At 72.8% G+C, this 22614-nt stretch carries 22 protein-coding genes; 17 read left to right on the top strand and 5 right to left on the bottom strand.

Annotated features, from left to right (window positions below):
• The first annotated feature begins 106 nt into the window (after window positions 1-106).
• Window positions 107-1207 carry an alanine dehydrogenase gene (gene ald / locus DEJ22_RS11570; RefSeq protein ID WP_111227909.1) on the top strand — a complete coding sequence of 367 codons (1101 nt, stop codon included), beginning with the start codon at window positions 107-109 and terminating at the stop codon, window positions 1205-1207.
• A gap of 190 nt (window positions 1208-1397) precedes the next feature.
• On the opposite strand, the gene DEJ22_RS11565 is transcribed toward ald, so the two are convergent.
• On the bottom strand, window positions 1398-2198 hold the full coding sequence (locus tag DEJ22_RS11565) for a TspO-related membrane protein (protein WP_111227910.1): 801 nt from the start codon (window positions 2196-2198) through the stop codon (window positions 1398-1400).
• 144 nt (window positions 2199-2342) lie between these two features.
• On the opposite strand from DEJ22_RS11565, the gene DEJ22_RS11560 reads away from it, so the two are divergent.
• The 6 genes from DEJ22_RS11560 to sufU all read left to right on the top strand — a co-directional run bounded on the left by DEJ22_RS11560 (window position 2343) and on the right by sufU (window position 9076).
• Window positions 2343-3326, top strand: coding sequence for a magnesium and cobalt transport protein CorA (locus tag DEJ22_RS11560; RefSeq protein WP_258379687.1), 984 nt, complete (start codon window positions 2343-2345; stop codon window positions 3324-3326).
• 80 nt (window positions 3327-3406) lie between these two features.
• Window positions 3407-5536 (top strand): alpha-galactosidase, encoded by a 2130-nt coding sequence (locus tag DEJ22_RS11555; RefSeq protein WP_111227868.1) that lies wholly within the window; start codon window positions 3407-3409, stop codon window positions 5534-5536.
• A 121-nt stretch (window positions 5537-5657) separates the two neighbouring features.
• On the top strand, window positions 5658-6953 hold the full coding sequence (locus DEJ22_RS11550; protein ID WP_111227869.1) for a chloride channel protein: 1296 nt from the start codon (window positions 5658-5660) through the stop codon (window positions 6951-6953).
• Between the two features lie 81 nt (window positions 6954-7034).
• The gene (locus DEJ22_RS11545) at window positions 7035-7247 is read left to right on the top strand and encodes an Rv0909 family putative TA system antitoxin (RefSeq protein WP_111227870.1); all 213 of its coding nucleotides are present in this window, start codon (window positions 7035-7037) and stop codon (window positions 7245-7247) included.
• Window positions 7248-7331: 84 nt separating this feature from the next.
• Window positions 7332-8633, top strand: a complete 1302-nt coding sequence (locus DEJ22_RS11540; RefSeq protein ID WP_111227871.1) for an aminotransferase class V-fold PLP-dependent enzyme — start codon at window positions 7332-7334, stop codon at window positions 8631-8633.
• Window positions 8630-9076: a Fe-S cluster assembly sulfur transfer protein SufU gene (gene sufU / locus DEJ22_RS11535; protein WP_111227872.1), complete on the top strand. Its 447-nt coding sequence runs from the start codon at window positions 8630-8632 to the stop codon at window positions 9074-9076. Before DEJ22_RS11540 ends, sufU begins: the two co-directional genes overlap by 4 nt.
• A gap of 10 nt (window positions 9077-9086) precedes the next feature.
• Here the strand turns inward: sufU and DEJ22_RS11530 are convergent, their stop codons facing one another.
• Window positions 9087-9575, bottom strand: coding sequence for an SRPBCC family protein (locus tag DEJ22_RS11530; protein ID WP_111227912.1), 489 nt, complete (start codon window positions 9573-9575; stop codon window positions 9087-9089).
• Between the two features lie 114 nt (window positions 9576-9689).
• Between DEJ22_RS11530 and DEJ22_RS11525 the strand changes: the two genes are divergently transcribed.
• The 3 genes from DEJ22_RS11525 (at window position 9690) to DEJ22_RS11515 (ending at window position 12430) form a co-directional block, all read left to right on the top strand.
• Window positions 9690-11090 carry an LLM class flavin-dependent oxidoreductase gene (locus DEJ22_RS11525; RefSeq protein WP_258379688.1) on the top strand — a complete coding sequence of 467 codons (1401 nt, stop codon included), beginning with the start codon at window positions 9690-9692 and terminating at the stop codon, window positions 11088-11090.
• Window positions 11091-11125: 35 nt separating this feature from the next.
• Window positions 11126-11620, top strand: coding sequence for a GNAT family N-acetyltransferase (locus tag DEJ22_RS11520; protein WP_220033786.1), 495 nt, complete (start codon window positions 11126-11128; stop codon window positions 11618-11620).
• Between the two features lie 87 nt (window positions 11621-11707).
• Complete coding sequence (locus tag DEJ22_RS11515) at window positions 11708-12430, top strand: VIT1/CCC1 transporter family protein (RefSeq protein WP_111227873.1); 723 nt, start codon at window positions 11708-11710, stop codon at window positions 12428-12430.
• A gap of 423 nt (window positions 12431-12853) precedes the next feature.
• On the opposite strand, the gene DEJ22_RS11510 is transcribed toward DEJ22_RS11515, so the two are convergent.
• The gene (locus DEJ22_RS11510) at window positions 12854-13519 is read right to left on the bottom strand and encodes a TetR/AcrR family transcriptional regulator (RefSeq protein ID WP_220033787.1); all 666 of its coding nucleotides are present in this window, start codon (window positions 13517-13519) and stop codon (window positions 12854-12856) included.
• On the opposite strand from DEJ22_RS11510, the gene DEJ22_RS11505 reads away from it, so the two are divergent.
• The 7 genes from DEJ22_RS11505 to DEJ22_RS11475 all read left to right on the top strand — a co-directional run bounded on the left by DEJ22_RS11505 (window position 13518) and on the right by DEJ22_RS11475 (window position 21533).
• The gene (locus DEJ22_RS11505; RefSeq protein WP_111227875.1) at window positions 13518-14036 is read left to right on the top strand and encodes a GNAT family N-acetyltransferase; all 519 of its coding nucleotides are present in this window, start codon (window positions 13518-13520) and stop codon (window positions 14034-14036) included. The genes DEJ22_RS11510 and DEJ22_RS11505 overlap by 2 nt on opposite strands.
• A 292-nt stretch (window positions 14037-14328) precedes the next feature.
• The gene (locus DEJ22_RS11500) at window positions 14329-15891 is read left to right on the top strand and encodes an NCS1 family nucleobase:cation symporter-1 (protein ID WP_111227876.1); all 1563 of its coding nucleotides are present in this window, start codon (window positions 14329-14331) and stop codon (window positions 15889-15891) included.
• Window positions 15892-15999: 108 nt separating this feature from the next.
• Entirely contained in the window at window positions 16000-16779 is a 780-nt protein-coding gene (locus tag DEJ22_RS11495; protein WP_111227877.1) for an aspartate/glutamate racemase family protein, read from the top strand.
• Complete coding sequence (gene allB, locus DEJ22_RS11490) at window positions 16776-18182, top strand: allantoinase AllB (RefSeq protein WP_111227878.1); 1407 nt, start codon at window positions 16776-16778, stop codon at window positions 18180-18182. Before DEJ22_RS11495 ends, allB begins: the two co-directional genes overlap by 4 nt.
• Entirely contained in the window at window positions 18179-19423 is a 1245-nt protein-coding gene (locus tag DEJ22_RS11485; protein ID WP_111227879.1) for a pyridoxal-phosphate-dependent aminotransferase family protein, read from the top strand. Before allB ends, DEJ22_RS11485 begins: the two co-directional genes overlap by 4 nt.
• Entirely contained in the window at window positions 19420-20706 is a 1287-nt protein-coding gene (locus DEJ22_RS11480; RefSeq protein ID WP_111227880.1) for an allantoate amidohydrolase, read from the top strand. The genes DEJ22_RS11485 and DEJ22_RS11480 overlap by 4 nt, the downstream gene beginning before the upstream one ends.
• Window positions 20703-21533, top strand: coding sequence for a MurR/RpiR family transcriptional regulator (locus DEJ22_RS11475; RefSeq protein WP_111227881.1), 831 nt, complete (start codon window positions 20703-20705; stop codon window positions 21531-21533). Before DEJ22_RS11480 ends, DEJ22_RS11475 begins: the two co-directional genes overlap by 4 nt.
• Here the strand turns inward: DEJ22_RS11475 and DEJ22_RS11470 are convergent.
• Window positions 21500-22000 carry an SRPBCC family protein gene (locus DEJ22_RS11470; protein ID WP_111227915.1) on the bottom strand — a complete coding sequence of 167 codons (501 nt, stop codon included), beginning with the start codon at window positions 21998-22000 and terminating at the stop codon, window positions 21500-21502. The genes DEJ22_RS11475 and DEJ22_RS11470 overlap by 34 nt on opposite strands.
• A complete protein-coding gene (locus tag DEJ22_RS11465; RefSeq protein WP_111227882.1) occupies window positions 21997-22569 on the bottom strand; it encodes a GNAT family N-acetyltransferase in 573 nt (190 codons plus the stop codon). The genes DEJ22_RS11470 and DEJ22_RS11465 overlap by 4 nt, the downstream gene beginning before the upstream one ends.
• Window positions 22570-22614: the final 45 nt, after the last annotated feature.

Below are 22614 nucleotides of genomic sequence, written 5' to 3'. Positions count from 1 at the left end.
TCGCACCGACCGCTCGCTCCGTGCGCAGATGTTCGGCGGAAACGCGCGGGTGACGAACCCTGGCGCATCGTGGCTGACACCTGCACCGCCCACGAAGGAGTCCGTGATGCTGATCGGCGTCCCCACCGAAGTCAAGAACAACGAGTACCGCGTCGCGGCGACCCCGGCGGGCGTCGGTGAGCTCGCGCTGCACGGCCACCAGGTGCTCGTGCAGGCCGGCGCCGGCACGGGATCATCGTTCTCCGACGACGAGTACCGCGCCGCCGGTGCCACCGTCGTCGACACCGCGGCCGAGGTCTGGGGACGCGCCGAGCTCGTGCTCAAGGTCAAGGAGCCCGTGGCATCGGAGTACGACGCGATCCGCCCCGGCCAGGTGCTCTTCACCTACCTGCACCTGGCGGCGGACCGGCCGTTGACCGACGCGCTCGTCGCCTCGGGGGCCACTGCCATCGCCTACGAGACCGTGCAGCTGCCGGACCGCTCGCTGCCGCTCCTGTCGCCGATGTCCGAGATCGCCGGACGGCTGTCGGTGCAGGTCGGCGCGCACCAGCTCATGCGGGCGAACGGGGGTCGCGGGCTCCTGCTCGGTGGCGTCCCGGGCACCCCGAAGGGCCGGGTCGTGGTGATCGGCGGTGGCGTCGCGGGCGAGCACGCGGCCACGATGGCGCTCGGACTCGGGGCCGAGGTCACCGTGTTCGACATCAGCCTGCCGCGGCTCCGTGCGCTCGACGCCCGGTTCGACGGTCGGATCACGACGCTCCGGTCCTCCTCCCACGCGATCGCCGACGCCCTGCGGGACGCCGACCTCGTGATCGGGTCGGTGCTCATCCCCGGGGCTTCTGCCCCGAAGCTCGTCACCGACGCGATGGTCGCGGACATGCGGCAGGGCTCGGTCCTGGTCGACATCGCGATCGACCAGGGCGGGTGCTTCGAGGGCTCGCGGCCCACGACGCACGACGACCCGACCTTCCTCGTGCACGACGCCATGTACTACTGCGTCGCGAACATGCCGGGCGCGGTGCCCCGCACGAGCACGATCTCGCTGACGAACGCGACGCTGCCCTACGCGCTGGCGATCGCCGACCAGGGCTGGGAGCGGGCGACCGAGGCCGACCCGGCGCTCGCGAAGGGTGTGAACGTGCACGCGGGCCGCGTCGTCAACGAGGCCGTCGCCGCTGCGCACGGTCTGGCGGCCGCCGTGCGCTGACGCGCGGGGAGCTGACGCGCCGTCGCGCGCCGCACCTCCCGCGAGTACTGCGCGAAAGCGACAGTGTGCCCCCGGAGATCGGCGGCGCACTGTCGCGTTCGCGGACCACTCCGGCTGCCTGCGAGGCGGGCTGGCAGCGGCCGCCGCGGACAGGGCCGCACCGCACCGCGCCGCCCGATGCGCGGCCCGGCTACGACACGCGCGCCGCGGGACGCCTCGAGCCGACCCAGCCCGTGCGGGTGCGGACCGCGAGCGTGACGACCACGACGGCCGCGATCGCCACGACCGCCGCCACCGCCGTCGGCACCGAGACGAGCGAGCCGTCGAGCCGCCCGACCGCGACCCACGCGAGACCCCAGGACAGCGCCGCGGTCGGTGCGAGTCGCCCGCCGCCCCAGATCGCGAGCAGCACGCCGACGAGGCCGGCCACCGCGGCGACGACCACGCCCCAGACGTCCTGCCCGAACCCGAAGCCCCGGAAGCCCGCGGCCGTCAGCACCGCGGCGGTGTTGGCCGCGGTCGCGACGCAGACCCACCCGAGGTACAGGCCGAAGGTCCCGTCGGTCACGACCGCCTCGACGGTGCCGGACGGCCGGGTGCGCCGGAGCACTGCGAACGCCCACACCAGGACGCCCAGCAGCGCGACGATGACCGGCTCGCTCGCCCACAGGAACCCGAACTGCACGGACAGGATCCACGCCGCGTTCAGCAGCAGGGACAGCACCGCGGGTACGAACAGGCGCTCGTGGCGCTCGTCGTCGGCGGTGCGGAAGAACTGCCGCACCGCGTACGCGATGAGCCCGACGTAGACCACGCTCCAGATGGAGAACGCCGGTCCGTCGGGGGCGATCGCCGTCGAGGAAGCGGAGAGGGCCCCTCCCGCTGCGTCCTGGATGGGTGTTCCTCCCGCTGCGCCGGACCCGACGTACGCGCCGACCACCGCCACGACCGCGCTCACCGCGATCGCGATGCGCTTCCAGATCCTCTTCATGTCCGCTCCGTTCGTCAGCATGCTGATGACCTGCACGGTAGGCCCCCGGTCGTCGCCGGCACGCAGCGCGTCCCCAGGTGCCAGGGGACGGACGAGGACGGCGGGGCGGGAGCGGCCCGGCGGCACGGTGCGTACGGTGGCGTGGTGACCGTCGAGCTCAACACCGTCTACGTCGACCGCATCGCCCCGATGGCGTGCCCGTCCCTCGACGACACCTTCCGCCTGGTGGGGGAGCAGGGCGCCAGCGCGTGCATCGTCCTGCACGAGCCGGACGCCGTGGAGCTCGGCGACGTCGCGGTCGCGCTCGGACTGCACGAGCTCGCGGTGGAGGACGCCGCCGAGGGGCACCAGCGCCCGAAGCTCGAGCGCTACGGGTCGACGCTCTTCACGGTCCTCAAGCCCGCGGTCTACCACGACGGTGCCGAGGAGGTCGAGTTCGGCGAGGTGCACGCCTTCGTCGGCCAGGACTTCTTCCTGGCCGTGGTCGCCGCGGACCCCCGTGGGCGCGAGGCGGTCCCGCGCGCACTGCGGCGCATGAGCGGCAAGCCCGGACTCGTCACCGCCGGACCGCAGGCACAGCTCTGGGCGCTCATGGACTCGATCGTGGACGGCTACGCCCCGGTCATCGACGGGCTCGAGGAGGACATCAACCAGATCGAGGACCAGCTGTTCTCCGGTGTCGCCGGGGTGTCGAAGCGCATCTACGAGCTGTTCGGCGAGGTCGTCGACTTCCAACGTGCCGCCCGACCGCTCATCGGGATGATCGAGAACCTGCACCGCGGCGCCGAGAAGTACCACCTGCCCGTCGAGCTGCAGCGCCGCTTCCGTGACGTGCTCGACCACGTGATCCGCACCGTCGAACGCCTCGACACGTTCCGGCAGTTGCTGCAGAACGCGCTGACGGTCGACTCGACCCTGGCGGCGCAGAAGCAGAACGACGACACGAAGCGGATCTCCGGCTGGGCGGCGATCCTGTTCGCGCCGACGCTCATCGCGGCGATCTACGGCATGAACTTCACGCACATGCCCGAGCTGTCGTGGACGTGGGGCTACCCGCTGTCGATCGTCGCGATGATCGCCTTCGCCGCGATCCTGTTCGTCGTGTTCAAGGTGAAGCGCTGGTTCTGATCCCGCGCGCGCGTCGGGTTGCGCCGAGCGCGCTCGGGCAGCCAGGCTCGGACCCGTCACCGACGCCGACCGGAGCAACGATGCCCACCACCTCGCAGACCGCGCACGACCTCGTCCACCTCAGCGCCGGCGGGGTGTCGCTCGTGCTCGACTGCCGTGACGACGCGCTGCCCGCCGTCGTGCACTGGGGTGCCGCCCTCGGGCCGCTCGACCACGACGAGCTCGTCGCCCTCGCGGATGCCGACGTCGCCCCGGTCGCCAACAACGAGGCCGACGTGCCCGTCCGCCTCGCCCTGCTGCCGGAGCCCCACCGCGGCTGGACCGGCCGGCCCGGACTCTCGGGCCACCGCGACGGCCGCGACTGGTCGCCCGCCTTCACCGTCACCGCGCTCGAGGTCGACGCCGACCGCGTCGTCGCCGAGGCCGCGGACACCACCGCCGGGCTCGCCGTCCGCGTCATCGTCGAGGTGCTCGGGTCCGGACTGGTCCGTGCCCGCGCCGCCGTCACGAACACCGCCGACGGCGTCTACACCGTCGACGACCTCACCGTCGCGTTCCCGGTGCCGTCCCGTGCCCGCGAGGTCCTCGACTTCGCCGGGCGATGGGGCAAGGAGCGCACCCCGCAGCGTCGCGAGCTCGTGGTCGGCACCCACGAGCGTGACAGCCGCAAGGGCCGCACCGGCTCCGACGCCGCGACCGTGCTCAGCGTGGGGGAGCCCGGGTTCGGGTTCGCCCGTGGCGAGGTCTGGGGGGTGCACACCGCGTGGAGCGGCAACCACCGCCACTTCGCCGAACGGCTGTCCACCGGGCGCCAGGTCGCCGGGGGCGGCGAGCTCCTGCTCCCCGGTGAGGTCCGACTGGCCACCGGCGACACCTACGAGGGCCCCTGGGTGTACGCCGCCTGGGGCGACGGTCTCGACGACCAGGCCGGGCGCTTCCACCGGTGGCTCCGCAGCCGCCCGCAGCACCCGGCGACGCCCCGCCCGGTGACGATCAACGTCTGGGAGGCCGTCTACTTCGACCACGACCTCGCCCGCCTCACCGACCTCGCCGAGCGGGCCGCGCGGCTCGGGGTCGAGCGGTACGTGCTCGACGACGGCTGGTTCCGCGGCCGCCGCGACGACCACGCGGGCCTCGGCGACTGGTACGTCGACGAGGACGTCTGGCCCGACGGCCTCGGTCCGATCGTCGACCGTGTCCGTGCGCTCGGCATGGAGTTCGGCCTGTGGTTCGAACCGGAGATGGTGAACGAGGACAGCGACCTCGCCCGGGCGCACCCCGAGTGGATCATGCAGGCCGACGGTCGGCTGCCCGTCCGCTCGCGTGACCAGCAGGTGCTCAACCTGGCGATCCCGGAGGCGTACGCCCACGTGCTCGAGCGGATGACGGCGATCATCGGGGAGTACGCGGTCGAGTACGTCAAGTGGGACCACAACCGCGACCTGGTCGAGGCCGGGCACCCGGGCGGTGGTGCCGCCGTGCACGAGCAGACCCTGGCCACCTACCGGCTGATGGCGACGCTCAAGGAGCGCTTCCCGCAGCTCGAGATCGAGTCGTGCTCGTCCGGTGGGGCCCGGGTCGACCTCGCGGTGCTCGAGCACACCGACCGCGTGTGGGTGTCCGACGACATCGACCCGTTCGAGCGCCAGCAGATGCACCGCTGGACGCAGCAGCTCCTGCCGCCGGAGCTCCTCGGCGCGCACGTCGCGAGCGGGGTGAACCACACGACCGGGCGCTTCCACGACGTGTCCTTCCGCGCGGGGACCGCCCTGATCGGGCACTTCGGCATCGAGTGGGACCTGGCGCAGGCGACCGAGGACGAGGAGCGGGCGCTCGCGTCCTGGATCGCGTTGCACAAGGAGTGGCGCGCCCTGCTGCACAGCGGCCGGGTCGTCCGCGTCGACGAGGTCGACCCGACCCGTCTGGTGTACGGCGTGGTCGCCGAAGACCGCCGGCAGGCCGCGTTCTTCGTCGCGAGCACGGGTCGGTCCGAGGTCTCCGGCATCGGGCGCGTGGTCTTCCGCGACCTCGACCCCGACACGCGGTACCGCGTCGACCCCGTGCTGATCGGCGGGGACCACGAGGTCCACGCCCCCGGGTGGTGGTCGGGCGACCGCGTCTTCAGCGGTCGCGTGCTCGAGCAGGTCGGCTTGCAGCCGCCGCTCCTGCCGGCTGACCGGGTGGTCCCGTTCCGCGTGACGGCCGTCTGACCGCGACGCGACCAGCAGCCGGACGGGAGGCCCGTGGCGGCCCCGCCACGGGCCTCCCGTCCGTACACAGCCCCAGTCGACGGTCCGTGGGGCGGTCCCGATGGCCGCTAGGCTTCCCGTCATGCCGCAGACCGGGAACGCGACACGTACGACCACGCCGGTCTGGGCCCTCAAGCTCGCCGTGATCACCGCGCTCGTCGGGATCGCCGGCGGCGTCGCCGGGATCTCCGTCTGGCTCGCGCTGCAGGCCATCCAGTTCGTCGCGTTCGGGTACCCCTTCGGCGGGCACCTCGAAGCGGCGGACGCACCCTCGGGACTCAACCGCTTCCTCGCGCTCACCGCAGCCGGCGTCCTCACGGGGGTCGCCTGGTGGGCGCTCCGGCGCTGGGCGAAGCCCGTCGTGTCGGTCACCGCGGCCGTCGGCGGCAAGCGGATGCCGGCGCTCGCCACGGTCGCGAACGCTGCCGTGCAGATCCTGGCCGTCGGGCTCGGAGCGTCGATCGGCAAGGAGGTCGCGCCCCGCGAGATCGGTGCGTGGCTGTCGCAGCTCGTCACGGCGCGCGCCGGGCTGACCGGGCGCGAGACGCGCATCCTCGTCGCGTGCGGCGCCGCCGCCGGCCTCGCCGCCGTGTACGACGTGCCGCTCGGCGGTGCGCTCTTCGCCGTCGAGGTGCTGCTCGGCGAGCTGACGTTCGCGACCGCACTGCCGGCGTTCGCGACGAGTGCGATCGCCGCGTTCACGGCGCGGCTCGTGATCCCGGACGAGGTGCTCTACCACGTGCCCGCGATGCACATGTCGCCGTCGCTGCTGGTGTGGGCGATCATCATCGGGCCGCTGCTCGGGTTCGCCGGGGTCGGGTTCGTGAAGCTCACGAACCGGCTGCAGGGGATGGCGCCGAAGGGGTGGCACCTGCTCGTCGTGCTGCCCGTCGTGTTCGCGATGGTCGGACTCATCGCCGTGCCGTTCCCGGAGATCCTCGGCAACGGGCGCGCACTCGGCCTCGTCGCGATGAACGCCACGACCGAGGCGCCGACCTTCGCCGGGCTGTCGCCGATCGTCTTCCTCCTGCTCCTCGGCATCATCCGGACGATCACGACCTCGGCGACCATCGGCGCCGGCGCGGTCGGTGGCACGCTGACACCGTCGATCGCCATCGGGTCGGCAGTCGGGGCGGCGCTCGGCGGACTCTGGGTGCTGCTCTGGCCCGCCGACGGGTCGAGCCTCGCCGCCTTCGCGTTCGTCGGTGCCGCGGCCTTCCTCGCGACCACGATGCGGGCGCCGTTCACGGCCCTCGTGCTCGTCGTCGAGTTCACGCAGGAGGGGACGGACATCCTCATCCCGTCCTTGCTCGCGATCACCGGTTCGGTGGCGGTGTCCTACCTGCTGGCGCGGCGACGCAGCGCCCAGATGGTCTGACGCGCCGGACACCCGTCCGACGCGCGCCTACGATCGGCGGCAGGTCGGGGCGACGGGTCCCGCAGAGGTGAGGAGCTGCCCATGGCGGGGTTCGACGACATCACGAAGAAGGCACAGGCGTTGCTGCAGGACGGCAAGGTCCAGGACGCCCTGAAGAGCGAGCAGGCCGAGGGTGTCAGCGACAAGGTCCTCGGCGGCGTGGCCGACGCGGTCAAGAAGGCCACCGGCGGCAAGTACGACGACAAGATCGACGACGCCCGCGAGCAGGCCGACAAGCGCATCGGCAACGAGTAGCCGGTCCCGCTCCGGACCGTCCGCCGCGGGGTTGTCCGCTGTGGGCGATTGGACGCGGTGGGCATCACGGACCACGATTGTGTGGTGACCGTCCTCGCTCCGAACCAGCCGCTGACCGAGTCCGAGGTCGCCGCGATCAAGCGGGACTTCCCGATCCTCCAGCAGGAGGTCGACGGGCAGCCGCTCGCCTACCTCGACTCTGGCGCGACCGCCGAGCGACCGCGCCAGGTGCTCGACGCGGAACGACGGTTCCTCGAGCAGGACAACGCGGCCGTGCACCGCGGCGCGCACACCCTCGCAGCGCGCAGCACCGACGCCTACGAGGACGCGCGCGCCACGGTCGCCGGCTTCGTCGGAGCGGCCTCGCCGTCCGAGGTCGTCTGGACCGAGAACGCCACCGACGCACTGAACCTCGTCGCGTACGGCATCGCCAACGCCAGCCGTGGGCGCGGGGGATCGGCGGCCGAGCGCTTCCGCATCGGCCCCGGCGACGAGGTCCTGGTGACCGAGGCCGAGCACCACGCGAACCTCGTGCCCTGGCAGGAGCTCGCGGCGCTCACCGGTGCGACCCTGCGTTGGGTCCCGGTGGCCGACGACGGCACCTGGACCGCCGAGGACGCCGTCTCGCGCATCACCGAGCGGACGAAGGTCGTGGCGTTCGCGCACGTCTCCAACGTGACCGGCATGGTTGCGCCCGTGTCCGCCGTGGTCGCGGCGGCCCGCGCGCACGGCACCCTCGTCGTCCTCGACGCGTGCCAGTCCGCACCGCACCGACCCCTCGACGTGCAGGAGCTGGGCATCGACTTCGCCGCGTTCTCCGGGCACAAGATGCTCGGTCCGAACGGCATCGGCGTGCTGTGGGGCCGTGGGGAGCTCCTCGACGCCCTGCCGCCCTTCCGCACCGGCGGGTCGATGATCACGACCGTGACGATGGAGGGGTCGGAGTACATGCCCGCGCCCGAGCGGTTCGAGGCCGGCACCCAGCCGGTGTCGCAGGCCGTCGCGCTCGCCGAGGCGGTGCGCTACCTGCAGCGCGTCGGCATGGAGCGCGTCCGCGCGCACGAGGAGCACCTCGCCCGTCGGATGCTCGACGGCCTCGCGGCGCTCCCGGGGATCCGGGTCGTCGGTCCGCCCGCCGGGGTGCCTCGCTCCGGGCTCGTGTCCTTCGACGTCGACGGGGTGCACGCCCACGACGTCTCGCAGTACCTCGACGCGCAGGGCATCGCGGTCCGGTCCGGGCACCACTGCGCGCAGCCGCTGCACCGTCGGCTCGGACTCGTCGCCACGAGCCGGGCGAGCACCTACGTGTACACGACCGAGCAGGACGTCGACCGCTTCCTGACCGCCGTCGGCGAGGTCCGCGGGTACTTCGGAGCGGCATCGTGAACGGCCTCGACTCGCTCTACCAGCAGGTCATCCTCGACCACGCGAAGGCCCGGCACGGTGACGGCCTGCTCGACGACGCCGATGCGTCGCACTTCGAGCGGAACCCGACCTGCGGCGACGAGATCACCGTCAGCCTCCGCCTCGAGCCCGGTACCGACCGGATCGCCGCGATCGCGTGGCAGGGCGACGGGTGCTCGATCTCGATGGCGTCCGCCTCCGTGCTCACCGACATGGCGGTCGGGCGCACGGTCCCGGAGCTGCTCGAGCTGGCAGAGTCCTTCCGCACGATGATGCGCTCGCGGGGCGCGGGGGAGCCCGACGAGGACGTCCTCGAGGACCTCGTGGCGTTCCACGGCGTCTCGAAGTTCGTGATGCGCGTGAAGTGCGGGATGCTCGCGTGGGTCGCTGCCGAGGCGGCGGCGCGCGAGGCCACCGCGGCCTGACCGGTCTCGATCAGGCCGACGGCGCAGCGGCGACGTGGGCGAGCACGACCGGGTCGGTGCACCCGCGCGCGAAGCCCGCGATGCGCCGGTCGATGTCCCGCTGCAGGACGAGCACGCCGATGCGCTCGGCCAGCGGTGCGAGCCAGGCGGGCCGGCAGGTGAAGTTGTAGCGCCAGACGGCGAGCGTGCTGCCGGTGTCGCCCTCGACCGGCGTGAAGCGCCACCCGCCGCCCATCTTCTCGAAGAACCACGAACCCTTCGTCATCTTCATGCCGACGTTCGACGGTGGGTTGTACGAGACGTACTCGCTCTCCATCCGGAGGCCCGTCCGCTGCACCGTGAAGGTCCGGACGCCCTTCGCCGGCGCATCGGCGCCGATGAGGTGCTGGCGGCGGATGAAGGGGTCCCAGCGCTTCCGGACCGGGCCCTGGACCTGCGACACGGCGAAGGCGACCTCGACGGGGACGGGGACGACGCAGCGGGACTCGACGACGGGCACCTCGCCATGCTGCCACCCGAGCACGACTCACGTACCCGCTGCGCTCCTCCGATCCGGGCGTCACACGGCGTCACCTCACGTGACGGTCCCGGTCCGGGGCCGTAGCTTCGCCGCGTGACCTCGACGAACGAGCCCCGGCAGATCCGCTTCAACGCGTTCGACATGAACTGCGTCGCGCACCAGTCCTCTGGGCTGTGGCGGCACCCCCGCGACCGTTCGCGGCACTACAACGACCTGTCCTACTGGACCGACCTCGCGCAGCTGCTCGAGCGCGGGCGCTTCGACGGCATCTTCATCGCCGACGTGCTCGGCACCTACGACGTCTACGGCGGGACGAACGAGGCGGCGCTCCGCACCGGGTCGCAGGTGCCGGTGAACGACCCGATCCTGCTCGTCTCCGCGATGGCCGCCGTGACCGAGCACCTCGGCTTCGGGATCACCGCCGGCACCGCCTACGAGCACCCGTACCCGTTCGCACGCCGGATCTCGACGCTCGACCACCTGACGAAGGGGCGCATCGGCTGGAACGTGGTCACGGGGTACCTGCCCAGCGCCGCGCGCAACATGGGGCAGACCGACCAGCTCTCGCACGACGACCGCTACGACGTGGCGGACGAGTACCTCGAGGTGCTCTACAAGCTGTGGGAGGGCTCGTGGGAGGACGACGCCGTCGTCGAGGACCGCGAGACCGGTGTCTTCACCGACCCGTCGAAGGTCCACCCGATCGAGCACCACGGCCAGCACTTCGACGTCCCCGGCATCCACCTGTCCGAGCCCTCGGTGCAGCGGAGCCCCGTCGTCTACCAGGCGGGCGCCTCGCCCCGCGGCATCCGCTTCGCGGCCGAGAACGCCGAGGCGGTCTTCGTCGGTGCACCGACCGTCTCGCAGCTCGCGGCGACCGTCGGCAAGATCCGTGACGCCCTGGAGGCTGCTGGTCGCGACCGGTACGCCGCCCGCGTCTACACACTGCTCACCGTCATCACCGACGAGACCGACGAAGCAGCGCAGGCCAAGTACCGCGACTACCTGTCGTACGCCTCGGCCGAGGGTGCGCTCGTGCTCAACTCCGGCTGGATGGGCGTCGACCTGTCGCAGTACGACCTCGACGAGCCGCTCGGGAACATCGAGTCGAACGCGATCCAGTCGGCGGCGGCGAACCTGTCCGCCGCGACGGGGGAGGACGGCTCGAACTGGACGGTCCGGGACATCGCCGAGCACACGGCCATCGGCGGACTCGGTCCGGTGGCGGTCGGCTCCGGGGCGACCATCGCCCAGCAGCTGATCGACATCCAGGAGCAGACCGACGTCGACGGCTTCAACCTCGCCTACGCGGTGACCCCCGGCACGTGGGAGGACGTCATCGAGTTCGTCGTGCCGGAGCTCCGCGCCCGCGGGGCGTACCCGGAGGAGTACGTCGAGGGATCGCTCCGGCACAAGCTGCACGGCCGCGGCGACCGGCTGCCGGACGAGCACCGCGGGGCGCAGTACCGCGTCGGCGTGCAGGCGACCGTCTGACCGACCCGTCGGCGCGTGCGACGTAGGGTGGTCGGGTGATCGGGTCGTCCTTCGTCGTGCGCACCGCGGACGACGAGTCGACCGCGGTGGCCTGCGTCGCGCTCTGGGTCGCCGCCGTCGCGGACCGCGACGGCGTGCCGGCGTCGGACGCCGTCCGTGCACGTGCACACGAGAAGTTCGCAGCGGAGCGGGTCGCCCTGGTGGTCGCCGACGACGGCGGGGACCCGCTCGGGTTCGCCCTGGTCACCGCCCCCGGGTCCGGTGGGACGCCGAGCGATGCCGCGTACCTCAGCCTGCTCGCGGTCGCGCCGTCGGCGCAGGGCCACGGCCTCGGACGCCGACTGCTCGCCGCTGCGGTGGCCGCCGCAGCGGCCGCCGGGCACGACCGGTGCGAGCTGCACGCACTGGACGACAACGCGCCGGCCCTCGCGCTCTACACGAGTGCGGGGTTCCGGCCGGTCGGCGAGCCGTTCCCGCACGCGCTCAACGGTCGCCCGACCCGCGTCTGGCAGGCGGGCGTCACCCGGTGAGGTGAGGCTCACCTCACCATGAAACCCCCGATCAGGCTTGCCTCACCTTGCTGGCACGATCGGCTCGGGAGTGGTTTGATCACCTGCATGTCGACCGCTACGGACCTCTCGCTCCCCACCGCAGAGCGCGCCGACGCCGCGAGTGCCGCGCGGCTCAACTGGCTCCGCGCCGGACTGCTCGGCGCGAACGACGGCATCGTGTCCGTCGCAGCCGTGCTCGTCGGGGTCGCCGGAGCCGGAGCGGGCACGGGGCCCGTCGTGGCGGCCGGCACCGCAGCCCTCGTCGGCGGAGCGATCTCGATGGCCCTCGGCGAGTACATCTCGGTGAGCGGCGCGCGCGACGCGCAGCGGACCGGGCAGGCGGCGGAGCAGGCAAAGCTCGAGGCCGACGCCGAGGACGCCCCCGCGCTCGCCGCGCACTACCGGTCGCTCGGGGTCGAGGAGTCGGTCGCGGACGCCGTCGCACGGGAACTCGCGCGCCCGGAGGTCCGCCGACGCCGGGCCGAGGCCGCGCTCCGGGATGCTGAGGACGAGGTCGTCAGCCCCTGGCGGGCGGCGTGGGTGTCGGCGGCGACGTTCACGGTCGGCGCGCTCCTGCCGTTCATCGCGATGCTGCTCGCACCGGAGTCCCTTCGCGTGCCGGTCACCGTGACGGCGTCGCTCGTGGCGCTCGCGTTGACGGGGACCACGGGGGCGGTGCTCGGCGGTGCCCGTCGTGGCCGCGCGGCGCTGCGTGTCGTCGTGGGTGGGGCGCTCGCACTGGCCGCGACGTTCGTCGCAGGAGCGTTGCTCGGGACGCACGCCCTCTGACCCGGGGGCGGGGTCCGCCCCAGTGGCCCCGCAATCTGAAGGTTCGCGTTCACCGGAACCTGTCCCGGACCACCGTCGTGCGACCCATCGCGCGGAGGCGCCATCTGGAGCTGTCCCTGATCCCGATGCGTCTCGGCGTCCGGCCGGCTACCGAGGCGCGTCTTCATCCTTCGTCTGTCGCGCCTCCGAGATGCCTTCCGTGACCCAGCTGTCGGACTGGTCGCGGTGTTCGTCGCGATCGGGCAGAACGGTGGTTGCGCGGTCGGCCGCTACCCCAGACGGCAACACCGGCGAGAGCACCGTCACCGCGTTCCGCGCACCCCCGGTCTGCGGTGTGCCGAAACGTCACACGCGGCCAGAGGAACCCAGCTACCAGCCGATGGACCCACGTCGGAACACCGACTCCCCGATCGAGCTCTGCGATCAGGTACGGCGCCGAGGCGTCGGGACCGTCGGCTGCAGGACAGCGTCGAGCACGATCTCCAGCGCGGCGCGTTGCCGGTGTTCGGGCCACTGCTCCGGATCGCCCGCCGCGAGCGTGGAGATGCCCTCGACCGTCGCCGCGAGTGTCGATGCGCGCTCGGCCGACACGTCGGACGACAGGTCTGCCGCCGCTGCGATGAGCCGGGTCAGACGGTCGACGAACGCGTTGCTCTTCCGAGCATGGTGTGCGCGCAACACGGGATCGCTGAGTGCCGCCGCCAGGAACCCGACCCAGACGCGCGCGTGGCCGAGCCGCTCCGCGTCGATCGGGAGGGCAGCGGATGCCACCGCGCGCACCGCGGCACCCGGATCCACTGCACTCGACTCGAGCAAGTCGGCGCGCTCCTTCGTCCGCTCGTGCAGGACATCGCGCGCGTGCAGCAGGAGCGCCTGCTTGTTCGAGAACGTGTGCAGCACCAGGCCGGTCGTGCAACCGGCCCTCGCCGCGACCGACCGGAGCGTCAAACCCGCCGGTCCGAGATCGGCGAGCGTGCTGAACACTGCTTCGGACAGGCGCTCGCGTTGGGTGTCGTCGGTCCGGGGTCTGGGCACAGCAGTAATCGTAACATGCGTTACCGTAACGATTGTGACCGGAAGGGATGCCATGCACTGGACCATCGAGAGGACGCCCTGGGACCACCCCGACGCCGACGCACTGCGGACGGCGCAGCGGCGGGAGCTGGACGAGCGGTACGGCAACGACGACCATGAACCGGGCGCAGCCCCCTCGGCGGCGGACGTGGCCGTGTTCCTCGTCGCGCGCGACCGGACGGGGGATGCGATCGCGTGCGGCGGGCTCCGGCCGCTGTCGGAGCACGTCATGGGTCCGGGCGTCATCGAGGTCAAGCGCATGTACGCAACGCCCGCCAGCCGTGGCACCGGTGTCGCCGTCGCCGTGCTGCGCGCGCTCGAGCACGAAGCGGCCGCACTCGGCGCTCGGCGCCTCGTCCTCGAGACCGGGACCCGGCAACCCGATGCAATCCGCTTCTACCAGCGCGAGGGGTACCAGCCGATCGCACTCTTCGGCGCGTACGAGGGCTCGATGGAGTCAGTCTGCTTCAGCCGCGGCCTCGATGCCCCTGTGCCGACGCCGCCGGAGGAGGCGGAGAGGCGGACGTCCTGAACGACGTCGCGCCGCTGGAGCGACTCGAGGGCTTGCGCTGGTCGTGCACGAGCGGCTCGGGGCACGGCTGCCGGACCACCTCTCCATCGCCGTCACCGCGTCGACGTCGTTGCGCACGGCTCCGGCTGCCTCCACACCGTGCCGGTGCGCGGCAACTGGTGGCCGGAACGTCCGTTCCAGCGCGCCCGCCGTGTCACACGACCGTTACACGAGGGAAACGGGCGGCGCGAACAGCCTCCATAGCGTCGTCCACGAGCGGGGACCCCCGCCGCCCACTCCCACGGAGGACGCCTTGGTCACAGAGATCGCGACCCCGGTCGCCGCGCCCCACGCCCCCCGCACGACGTCGTCGGCAGCAGCCGGCGCAGGCGTCGTCAAGCCCGGGTACGACCCGGCGCTCACCAACGAGGACCTCGCACCCCTGCGCGACCAGCGCTGGACGAGCTACAACATCTTCGCCTTCTGGATGTCGGACGTGCACTCGGTCGGCGGCTACGTCACCGCCGGGTCGCTCTTCGCGCTCGGCATCGCGAGCTGGCAGGTGCTCGTCGCCCTCGTCGTCGGCATCCTCATCGTGCAGGTGTTCGCGAACCTCGTCGCGAAGCCGTCGCAGCGCACGGGCGTGCCGTACCCGGTCATCAACCGCGCGGTGTTCGGCGTCATCGGCGCCAACGTGCCCGCCGTCATCCGCGGCCTGATCGCGACGGCCTGGTACGGCGTGCAGACCTTCCTCGCCGCGCAGTCGCTCAACATCGTGTTCCTGAAGTTCGTCCCCGGCTCCGCGGCGCTCCTGGACCACTCGTTCCTCGGGCTCTCCGCGCTCGGCTGGATCTCGTACGGCATCCTCTGGGTCGCGCAGGCCGCGCTGTTCTCGATGGGCATGGAGGCCATCCGTCGCTTCATCGACTTCGCCGGACCTGCCGTCTACGTCGTGATGATCGCCCTGGCGGTGTACCTGGTCGCGAAGGCCGGCATCGGCAACATCTCACTGACCCTGCACACGGGTGCGCCGATGTCCTTCGGGGCATCGATCCCGGTCATGCTCTCGGCCGTGGCGATCGTCGTCAGCTACTTCTCCGGCCCGATGCTCAACTTCGGTGACTTCTCCCGGTACGGCAAGTCCTTCCGGGCCGTGAAGCGCGGCAACTTCTGGGGCCTGCCGGTCAACTTCCTGTTCTTCTCGATCCTCACGGTGCTCTGCGCGAGCGCCACGGTCCCGGTGTTCGGCAAGCTCATCACCGACCCGATCGAGACCGTCCAGGCCATCGACGCGCCGTTCGCGATCCTGCTCGGCGGCCTCACCTTCGTCACCGCGACGGTCGGCATCAACATCGTCGCCAACTTCATCAGCCCCGCGTTCGACTTCTCGAACGTCGCGCCGCGGAAGATCAGCTGGCGGATGGGCGGCATGATCGCCGCCGTCGGCTCCGTGCTGCTGACCCCGTGGAACTGGTACGGCAACGACCAGGCGATCCTCTACACGCTCGGCATCCTCGGTGCCCTGATCGGCCCGCTCTTCGGGATCCTGATCGCGGGTTACTACCTGGTCGCGAAGCAGCGGGTGGCGGTCGACGACATGTACACGAAGGAGCCCACCGCCCGGTACTGGTACCGCGCCGGCTGGAACCCGAACGCGATGTGGACCCTGCTGATCGCCGGTGCCGTCTCGGTCGCCAGCGCCGTGCTGCCGCCCGCGACGGGCGTCCTGCCCTGGCTGAGCAACTACAGCTGGTTCATCGGCTGCGGCCTCGGGCTGGTCGTCTTCTGGGCGCTCGAGCGTCGGTCGCCCCGCATGCCGGTGCTGGCTGCGGACGACCCCACGGTCGACGACGGCGCTGCCGCCGGTCGCGACTGACGTCCGCACCGACACCGTCCGGGAGGCGCGACCCGCCTCCCGGACGGGTCGCCGGTTCCCGGGTCCGCCACTCTTCCCCTGTCCCCGCCCCCGTCCGAGAGGTCCCGCTTGCGCATCCGCGTCGTCAACCCCAACACCACCGCCTCGATGACGGCCACGATCGGCCGCGCGGCGGCCGCCGTCGCCGGCCCCGGCACCGTCGTCGAGGCGGTCACGCCGAGCACCGGCCCCGCGTCGATCGAGAGCCACTACGAGGAGGCCCTCGCGGTCCCCGGGCTCCTCGAGCAGATCGCGATCGGTGAGCAGGAGGGCGTCGACGCGTACGTCGTGGCGTGCTTCGGCGACCCGGGGCTGGACGCTGCGCGGGAGCTCGCCGCCGGGCCGGTGATCGGGATCGCCGAGGCCGGCTACCACGCCGCCGCGATGCTCGGGCGCCGGTTCGGCGTGGTCACGACGCTGGCTCGCACGACCGGCAGGGCCCGCGAGCTCGCCGAGCGCTACGGGTTCGCGTCCCTGGTGACCGAGATCCGTGCGTGCGAGGTGCCCGTGCTGCAGCTCGACGACCCGGCGTCGGGGGCGCGGGAAATCGTCGTCGAGGAGTGCCGCGCCGTGCTCGCCGGCGGCGCCGACGCGGTGGTGCTCGGTTGTGCGGGCATGGCGGAGTTCTGCGCCGAGGTCTCGCGGGAGATCGGTGCGCCGGTGGTCGACGGGGTGGCCGCCGCGACGGTGCTCGCGGAGTCGCTCGTCCGGCTCGGGCTGCGGACCGGCAAGACCGGCGAGTACGCCCCGCCGCCGCCGAAGCCGGTGACGGGACTGCTGTCCGGGTTCACGCTGCGGTCGTCCGACGTGGCGTCCGCGCCGACCGAGCTCGCCGGGGTGTCGGCATGAGCGCCGCGGCTGGCGCCGACCTCGTGCTGCGCGCTCGGCGGGCGTGGGTGGACGGCGTCCTCCGGCCGGCCGCGGTGGTCGTCCGCGACGGCGTGGTCGACGCAGTCCTGCCGGTCGACGCCGAGGTCACGGCGACCGTGGACCGGACGGTCGCGGACGAGCACGTGCTGCTGCCGGGGCTCGTCGACACCCACGTGCACGTGAACGAACCCGGCCGCACCGAGTGGGAGGGCTTCGCCTCGGCCACCCGCGCCGCGGCACTCGGCGGCGTGACGACGATCGTCGACATGCCGCTGAACTCGATCCCGGCGACCGTGGACGTCGACGCCCTCGCGGTGAAGCGGGCGAGTGCCGAGGGGCGGGTCGCCGTGGACGTCGGCTTCTGGGGCGGTGCGGTCCCGGCGAACGCCGGGGCGCGCGGTCCGCTGCACGACGCCGGGGTCTTCGGGTTCAAGTGCTTCACCGCGCCGAGCGGCGTCGACGAGTTCCCGCACCTCGACCCCGCTCAGCTGCGCGCTGCCGTCGAGGAGGTCGCCGAGCTCGACGCCCTGCTCATCGTGCACGCCGAGGACCCCGACCACCTCGTGCCGCACGAGACGCTCGGTGGTCGGTACGCCGACTTCCTCGCCACCCGTCCGGGCAGTGCCGAGCAGTCCGCCGTCGCGCGGGTCATCGCGGGGGCTCGGGCGACCGGTGCCCGCGTGCACGTGCTCCACCTGTCCGATGCAGGGGTCCTCCCGATGATCCGGGCCGCCAAGGCCGACGGGGTCCGGGTGACCGTCGAGACGTGTCCGCACTACCTCGCGTTCGAGGCCGGGTCGATCCCGGACGGTGCGACCGAGTTCAAGTGCTGCCCGCCGATCCGCGACGACGCGAACCGCGACGCGCTGTGGGACGGACTGCTCGACGGCACGATCGACTGCGTCGTGTCCGACCACTCGCCCTCGACGGCGGACCTCAAGACCGACGACTGGGGATCGGCGTGGGGTGGCATCGCCGGACTCCAGGTGGGCTTCCGAGCGGTGTGGACCGAGGCGGTGCGCCGGGGGATCCCGCTCGAGACCGTGCTGCCGTGGTTCACGACCGGCCCCGCGGCGCTCGTCGGCCTCACCGACCGTGGGCGGATCGCGCCGGGGACGGTCGCGCACCTCGCGGTCCTCGATCCGGCGGCCGACGGCGTCATCGAGGTCGCCGGCCTCGCGCACCGCAACCCCGTGTCGGCGTACGCGGGCCTGCGCACCGTCGGCGCGGTCACGGAGACGTGGGTCCGCGGGCGGCTCGTGGCGACGGCGGACGACGGGGTCACCGCCGTCGAGGGAGTCCTGGTGGACCGCCCGCGGACGCCGCAACACGCACGAAACGAGCGTTCCGGTATGGTCCTGGACGGAACGGAGGCACCATGACGCAGCCAGTGAACCCACCCGCCCGACTCCTCATGGGTCCGGGCCCGATCGACGCCGATCCCCGCGTGCTCCGCGCGCTCTCGACGCCGCTCGTCGGGCAGTACGACCCGTGGATGACCGCCACGATGACCGCGACCCAGGAGCTCTACCGTCAGGTCTTCGGGACCCGCAACGACGCCACGGTGCTCGTCGACGGCACCTCGCGTGCAGGCATCGAGGCGGCACTCGTCTCGCTCCTGGCGCCGGGCGACCGGGTCCTCGTCCCGGTGTTCGGTCGGTTCGGGCACCTGCTCGCCGAGATCGCCACCCGTGCCGGCGCCGAGGTGCACACGATCGAGACCGAGTGGGGCCAGGTCTTCCCGCCGTCGGTGATCGAGGACGCGGTGCAGCGGGTCCGTCCGAAGGTCCTGGCGATCGTGCAGGGCGACACCTCGACGACGATGAACCAGCCGCTCGACGAGCTCGGCGCGATCTGCGAGCGCCACGGCGTCCTCCTGTACACCGACGCGACCGCGAGCATCGGCGGCAACCCGCTCGAGGTCGACGCGTGGGGGATCGACGTGGCGAGCGCCGGGCTGCAGAAGTGCCTCGGCGGTCCGTCGGGCAGCGCCCCGATCACCGTGTCGCCGCGGGCACTCGCGGTGCTCGACGGGCGGCGGAGCATCGAGGCCGGCATCCGCGAGGCCGACGACGTCGTGTCCGACGACCCGATCCGGTCGAACTACCTCGACCTCGCGATGATCCTCGACTACTGGGGTCCTCGACGGCTCAACCACCACACCGAGGCGGCGTCGATGCTCTACGCCGCGAACGAGTGCGCCCGCATCCTGCTCGAGGAGGGGCGCGAGGCCGTCGTCGACCGCCACGCGACGGCGGGCCGGGCGATGCTCGCCGGCGTCGAGGCGCTCGGGCTCCGGGTGTTCGGCGACGTCGCGCACAAGATGCACAACGTCGTCGCCGTGGAGATCCCGGACGACGTGGTGGGCGACGAGGTCCGGAGCGCGATGCTCGAGGACCACGGGATCGAGATCGGCACGTCCTTCGGGCCGCTGCACGGCCGGGTCTGGCGGATCGGGACGATGGGCTACAACGCCCGGAAGGACACCGTCGTCCGGACGCTCGCCGCGCTCGAGCACTGCCTGCGCCGCGCCGGCCACGCGGTCCCGCAGGGTGCCGGTGTCGACGCCGCGCTCGACGTGCACGCCGGGCGCCTGCCCGTCGCGGTCGGGGCGTCCGCGTGACCCCCGCCGCAGCTGCGGCCACGGCGCTCGTCGCGAGCCCGCGGGCGATCGCCGACGCCGCGACCATCGTGGGCTGGTGCGACGCGCTCGCCGCCGTGTCCCAGGACGACGGGCGCACCACCCGCGTCTACCTGTCGCCGGAGCACGCCCGCGTGAACGCGGTGGTCGCCGAGTGGATGCGGGACGCCGGGCTCCGCACCTGGCAGGACGCCGCGGGCAACCTGCACGGCATCGTCGACGGTGCGACCCCGGACGCCCCCGTGCTGCTCCTCGGGTCACACCTCGACACCGTCGTGGACGCCGGCCGGTACGACGGCGTCGTCGGCGTGCTCATGGCGATCCGGACGGTGGCGCGGCTCACCGCCTCCGGGCCGCTGCCCTTCGCGCTGCAGGTGATCGCGTTCTCCGACGAGGAGGGCACGCGGTTCGGCAAGGCCCTGCTGGGCTCGTCGGCCGTGGCGGGGGTCTGGGACGACGCGTGGTGGGACCTCGAGGACGGCGACGGTGTCACGCTCCGCCGCGCCTTCACCGACTTCGGGCTCGACCCGGAACGCGTCGCCGACGCGGCACTGCCCCCGGAGCGGCTCGTGGGCTACCTCGAGGCGCACATCGAGCAGGGCCCGTACCTCGAGCAGGCCGGGCAGGCGCTCGGCGTCGTCACGAGCATCGCGAGCGCCCGGCGGTTCTCCGTCGAGGCGGTCGGTGAGGCCAGGCACGCCGGTGGCACCCCGTACGAGCGGCGGCACGACGCCCTGCTCGCGGCAGCCGAGGCCGCCCTCGCGGTCGAACGGATCTGCCGCGCGGAGCAGCACGTCGGCACGGTCGGCACGATGTCCGTCGAGCCCGGTGCGGTGAACGTCGTGCCGGGTCTCGCCCGCTTCAGCGTCGACCTGCGGGGCGAGTTCGACGAGGGGCGTGACCGGGTGTGGGAGGCGATCACGGCGGCGTTCGACGAGATCGGCGCCCGGCGCGGCGTGACGGTGGAGCCGACCGAGGTGCACCGCGCCCCCGCGGTGTTCTGCGCACCGGCACTGATGGACGCCGTCCGCGCGGGCATCGCCTCGACGGGGGAGACCGCGCCGGCGGAGCTGTTCTCGCGTGCCGGTCACGACGCGATGTCCCTCGGGCTCGTCACCGACGTCGCGATGCTCTTCCTGCGCAACCCGGACGGCATCAGCCACCACCCGGACGAGTTCGTCTCGCAGGACGACGTCGCACTCGGTCTCGACGCACTGGCTGTCGCGGTGGAGCGCATCGCCGACGACCGGGCGGCGACCGCGTGAGCGCCGCACCGGACGTGCGTGCCCGCGTCGACGCGGTCTGGGACCGTCTGTCGCCCGCGGAACGTCGTGTCGCCGCCATGGTCCGCCACGACCCGGAACTGCTGCTCGTCGGGACCTCCGCAGAGCTCGCAGCCGAGTCGGGCACGTCGAAGGCGACGGTCTCGCGGCTCGTGCGCTCCCTCGGCTTCCAGGACGCCGCCGAGGTCCGGCAGGAGCTCATGTCCGCCCGGGGCAGCGGACTGCCGTGGGCCGCGGAGGACGCCGCGCACGTCGACCAGCGCGCTGTGGAGGCCCGCAACCTGGACGCTGCGTTCGCCTCGCTCGCCCGGGCCGACCGCGTTCGGCTCGCCCGCCGGATCGTCCGCGCACGGCGGGTGCTCGTCTTCGGGGAACGCGGTGCGCACCCCGTCGCGATGCAGCTCCGGTCGCAGCTGGCCCAGGTGCGTCCGGACGTCCGCATCGGCCCTGCTCCGGGACAACGCCTGGGGGAGGAGGTCGCGGACCTCGACCGGCGGGACCTCGTCGTGCTCGTCACGGTGCGGCGGCACGCGGCCGGCGCCGAGCGCCTCGTGCGGCACTGCGTCGCGACGGGTGCCGACGTGGTCGTGCTCGGCGACCCGACCGCAGCCGTGATCGCGGCACCGGCGGCGACCGCGGTGCTGTGCCCGGTCGACTCGCCGTCCGCGTTCGACTCGATGGCGGCGCTGTTCGCCGTCGTGGCCGCGATCGCCAACGACGTGTACGAGGCTTCCGGGCCGGCAGGGCGTGCCCGGGTGGACGCCGTGGCGGCGGCCTACGACGCGCTCGGGGAGCTCGCCGCCCGCTGAGCGGGCCCGCCGCCGTCACGCTCGAGCTCGTCGCGCAGCGATGCGCTGCGCGCGGCGATCAGCCGCGGCAGGTAGCGGGCGAGCGCGATCCGCTCGGCCAGCCACCCGAGCGGGCCGAGGGGTGCCCGGAAGACGATCTCGTCGACCATCCGCGTCCCGGCGCCCGACGGCTCGAACCGGTGCTCGTGCCGGAACCGGGCGAACGGACCACGCACCTGCTCGTCGACGAAGCGACCCGGAGCCTCCAGGGCGGTGATCCTGCTCGTCATCGACCAGACGATCCCGAAGTGCCGCGCGCGCCACGTGACGCTCTCGCCGAGCCCGATCGTGCCGGTCGTCGTCCCGGCCACGGCGCGTTCGTCGGTGCCGACCATCGAGCGTTCGTGCGCGCCGATGTCGAGCGACAGCGCGAAGACGTGCTCCACCGGAGCGGCGATCTCGGTGACGACGCGGAAGGCTACGGTCACGGTGCCGGCCACTCCGTCGGCGTCGTCCGGTCGTCGTCCCGGAGCACGGCGGCGAGCAGCTGGTCGTGGCGGACCCCACGGTGGACGACCGCCGAGCGGGACCGGCCCTCGTACCGCATGCCGATCCGTCTGGCCGTCGCGGCCGAGGCCGCGTTCGTCCCGAGCGCGCGCCACTGCACCCGCACCAGGCCGAGCCCGTCCGGCGGCGCCGCGAACGCCCACTCCAGCACGCGCGCTGCGGCCTCGGTCACGAAGCCGTGCCCGCGGCCGTCCGGGTGCAGCGCGTACCCGATCTCGGCCGCCCCGTCCACGAAGCCGAACACGCCGACCGTGCCGAGCAGGCGCGGGTCGTCGACCCGTCGGATCCCGAAGTCGTACCGGGTGTCGTCGCGCCAGCCGTCGCCGACCCGCTCGATGAACTGGTGCGCCTCGGCGTGGCCGTACGGCACGGGGACCGGGGTGAACGCGATCACGTCGGGGTCGTTCGCGTACGCGACGACGTCCTCGACATCGGCGGGACCCGGAGCGGAGAGCACGAGCCGGTCGGTCCGGAGCGTCACGGGGTGCACACCGCGAGCCTAGTGATCGTCGGGTCGCACGGTAGCGTCGGCGAC

It is taken from the genome of Curtobacterium sp. MCSS17_007 (assembly GCF_003234175.2).
Lineage (GTDB): Bacteria > Actinomycetota > Actinomycetes > Actinomycetales > Microbacteriaceae > Curtobacterium.
The sequence above is the reverse complement of the archived record's forward strand: the minus strand, read 5'-3'. Positions and strand labels throughout refer to the sequence as shown.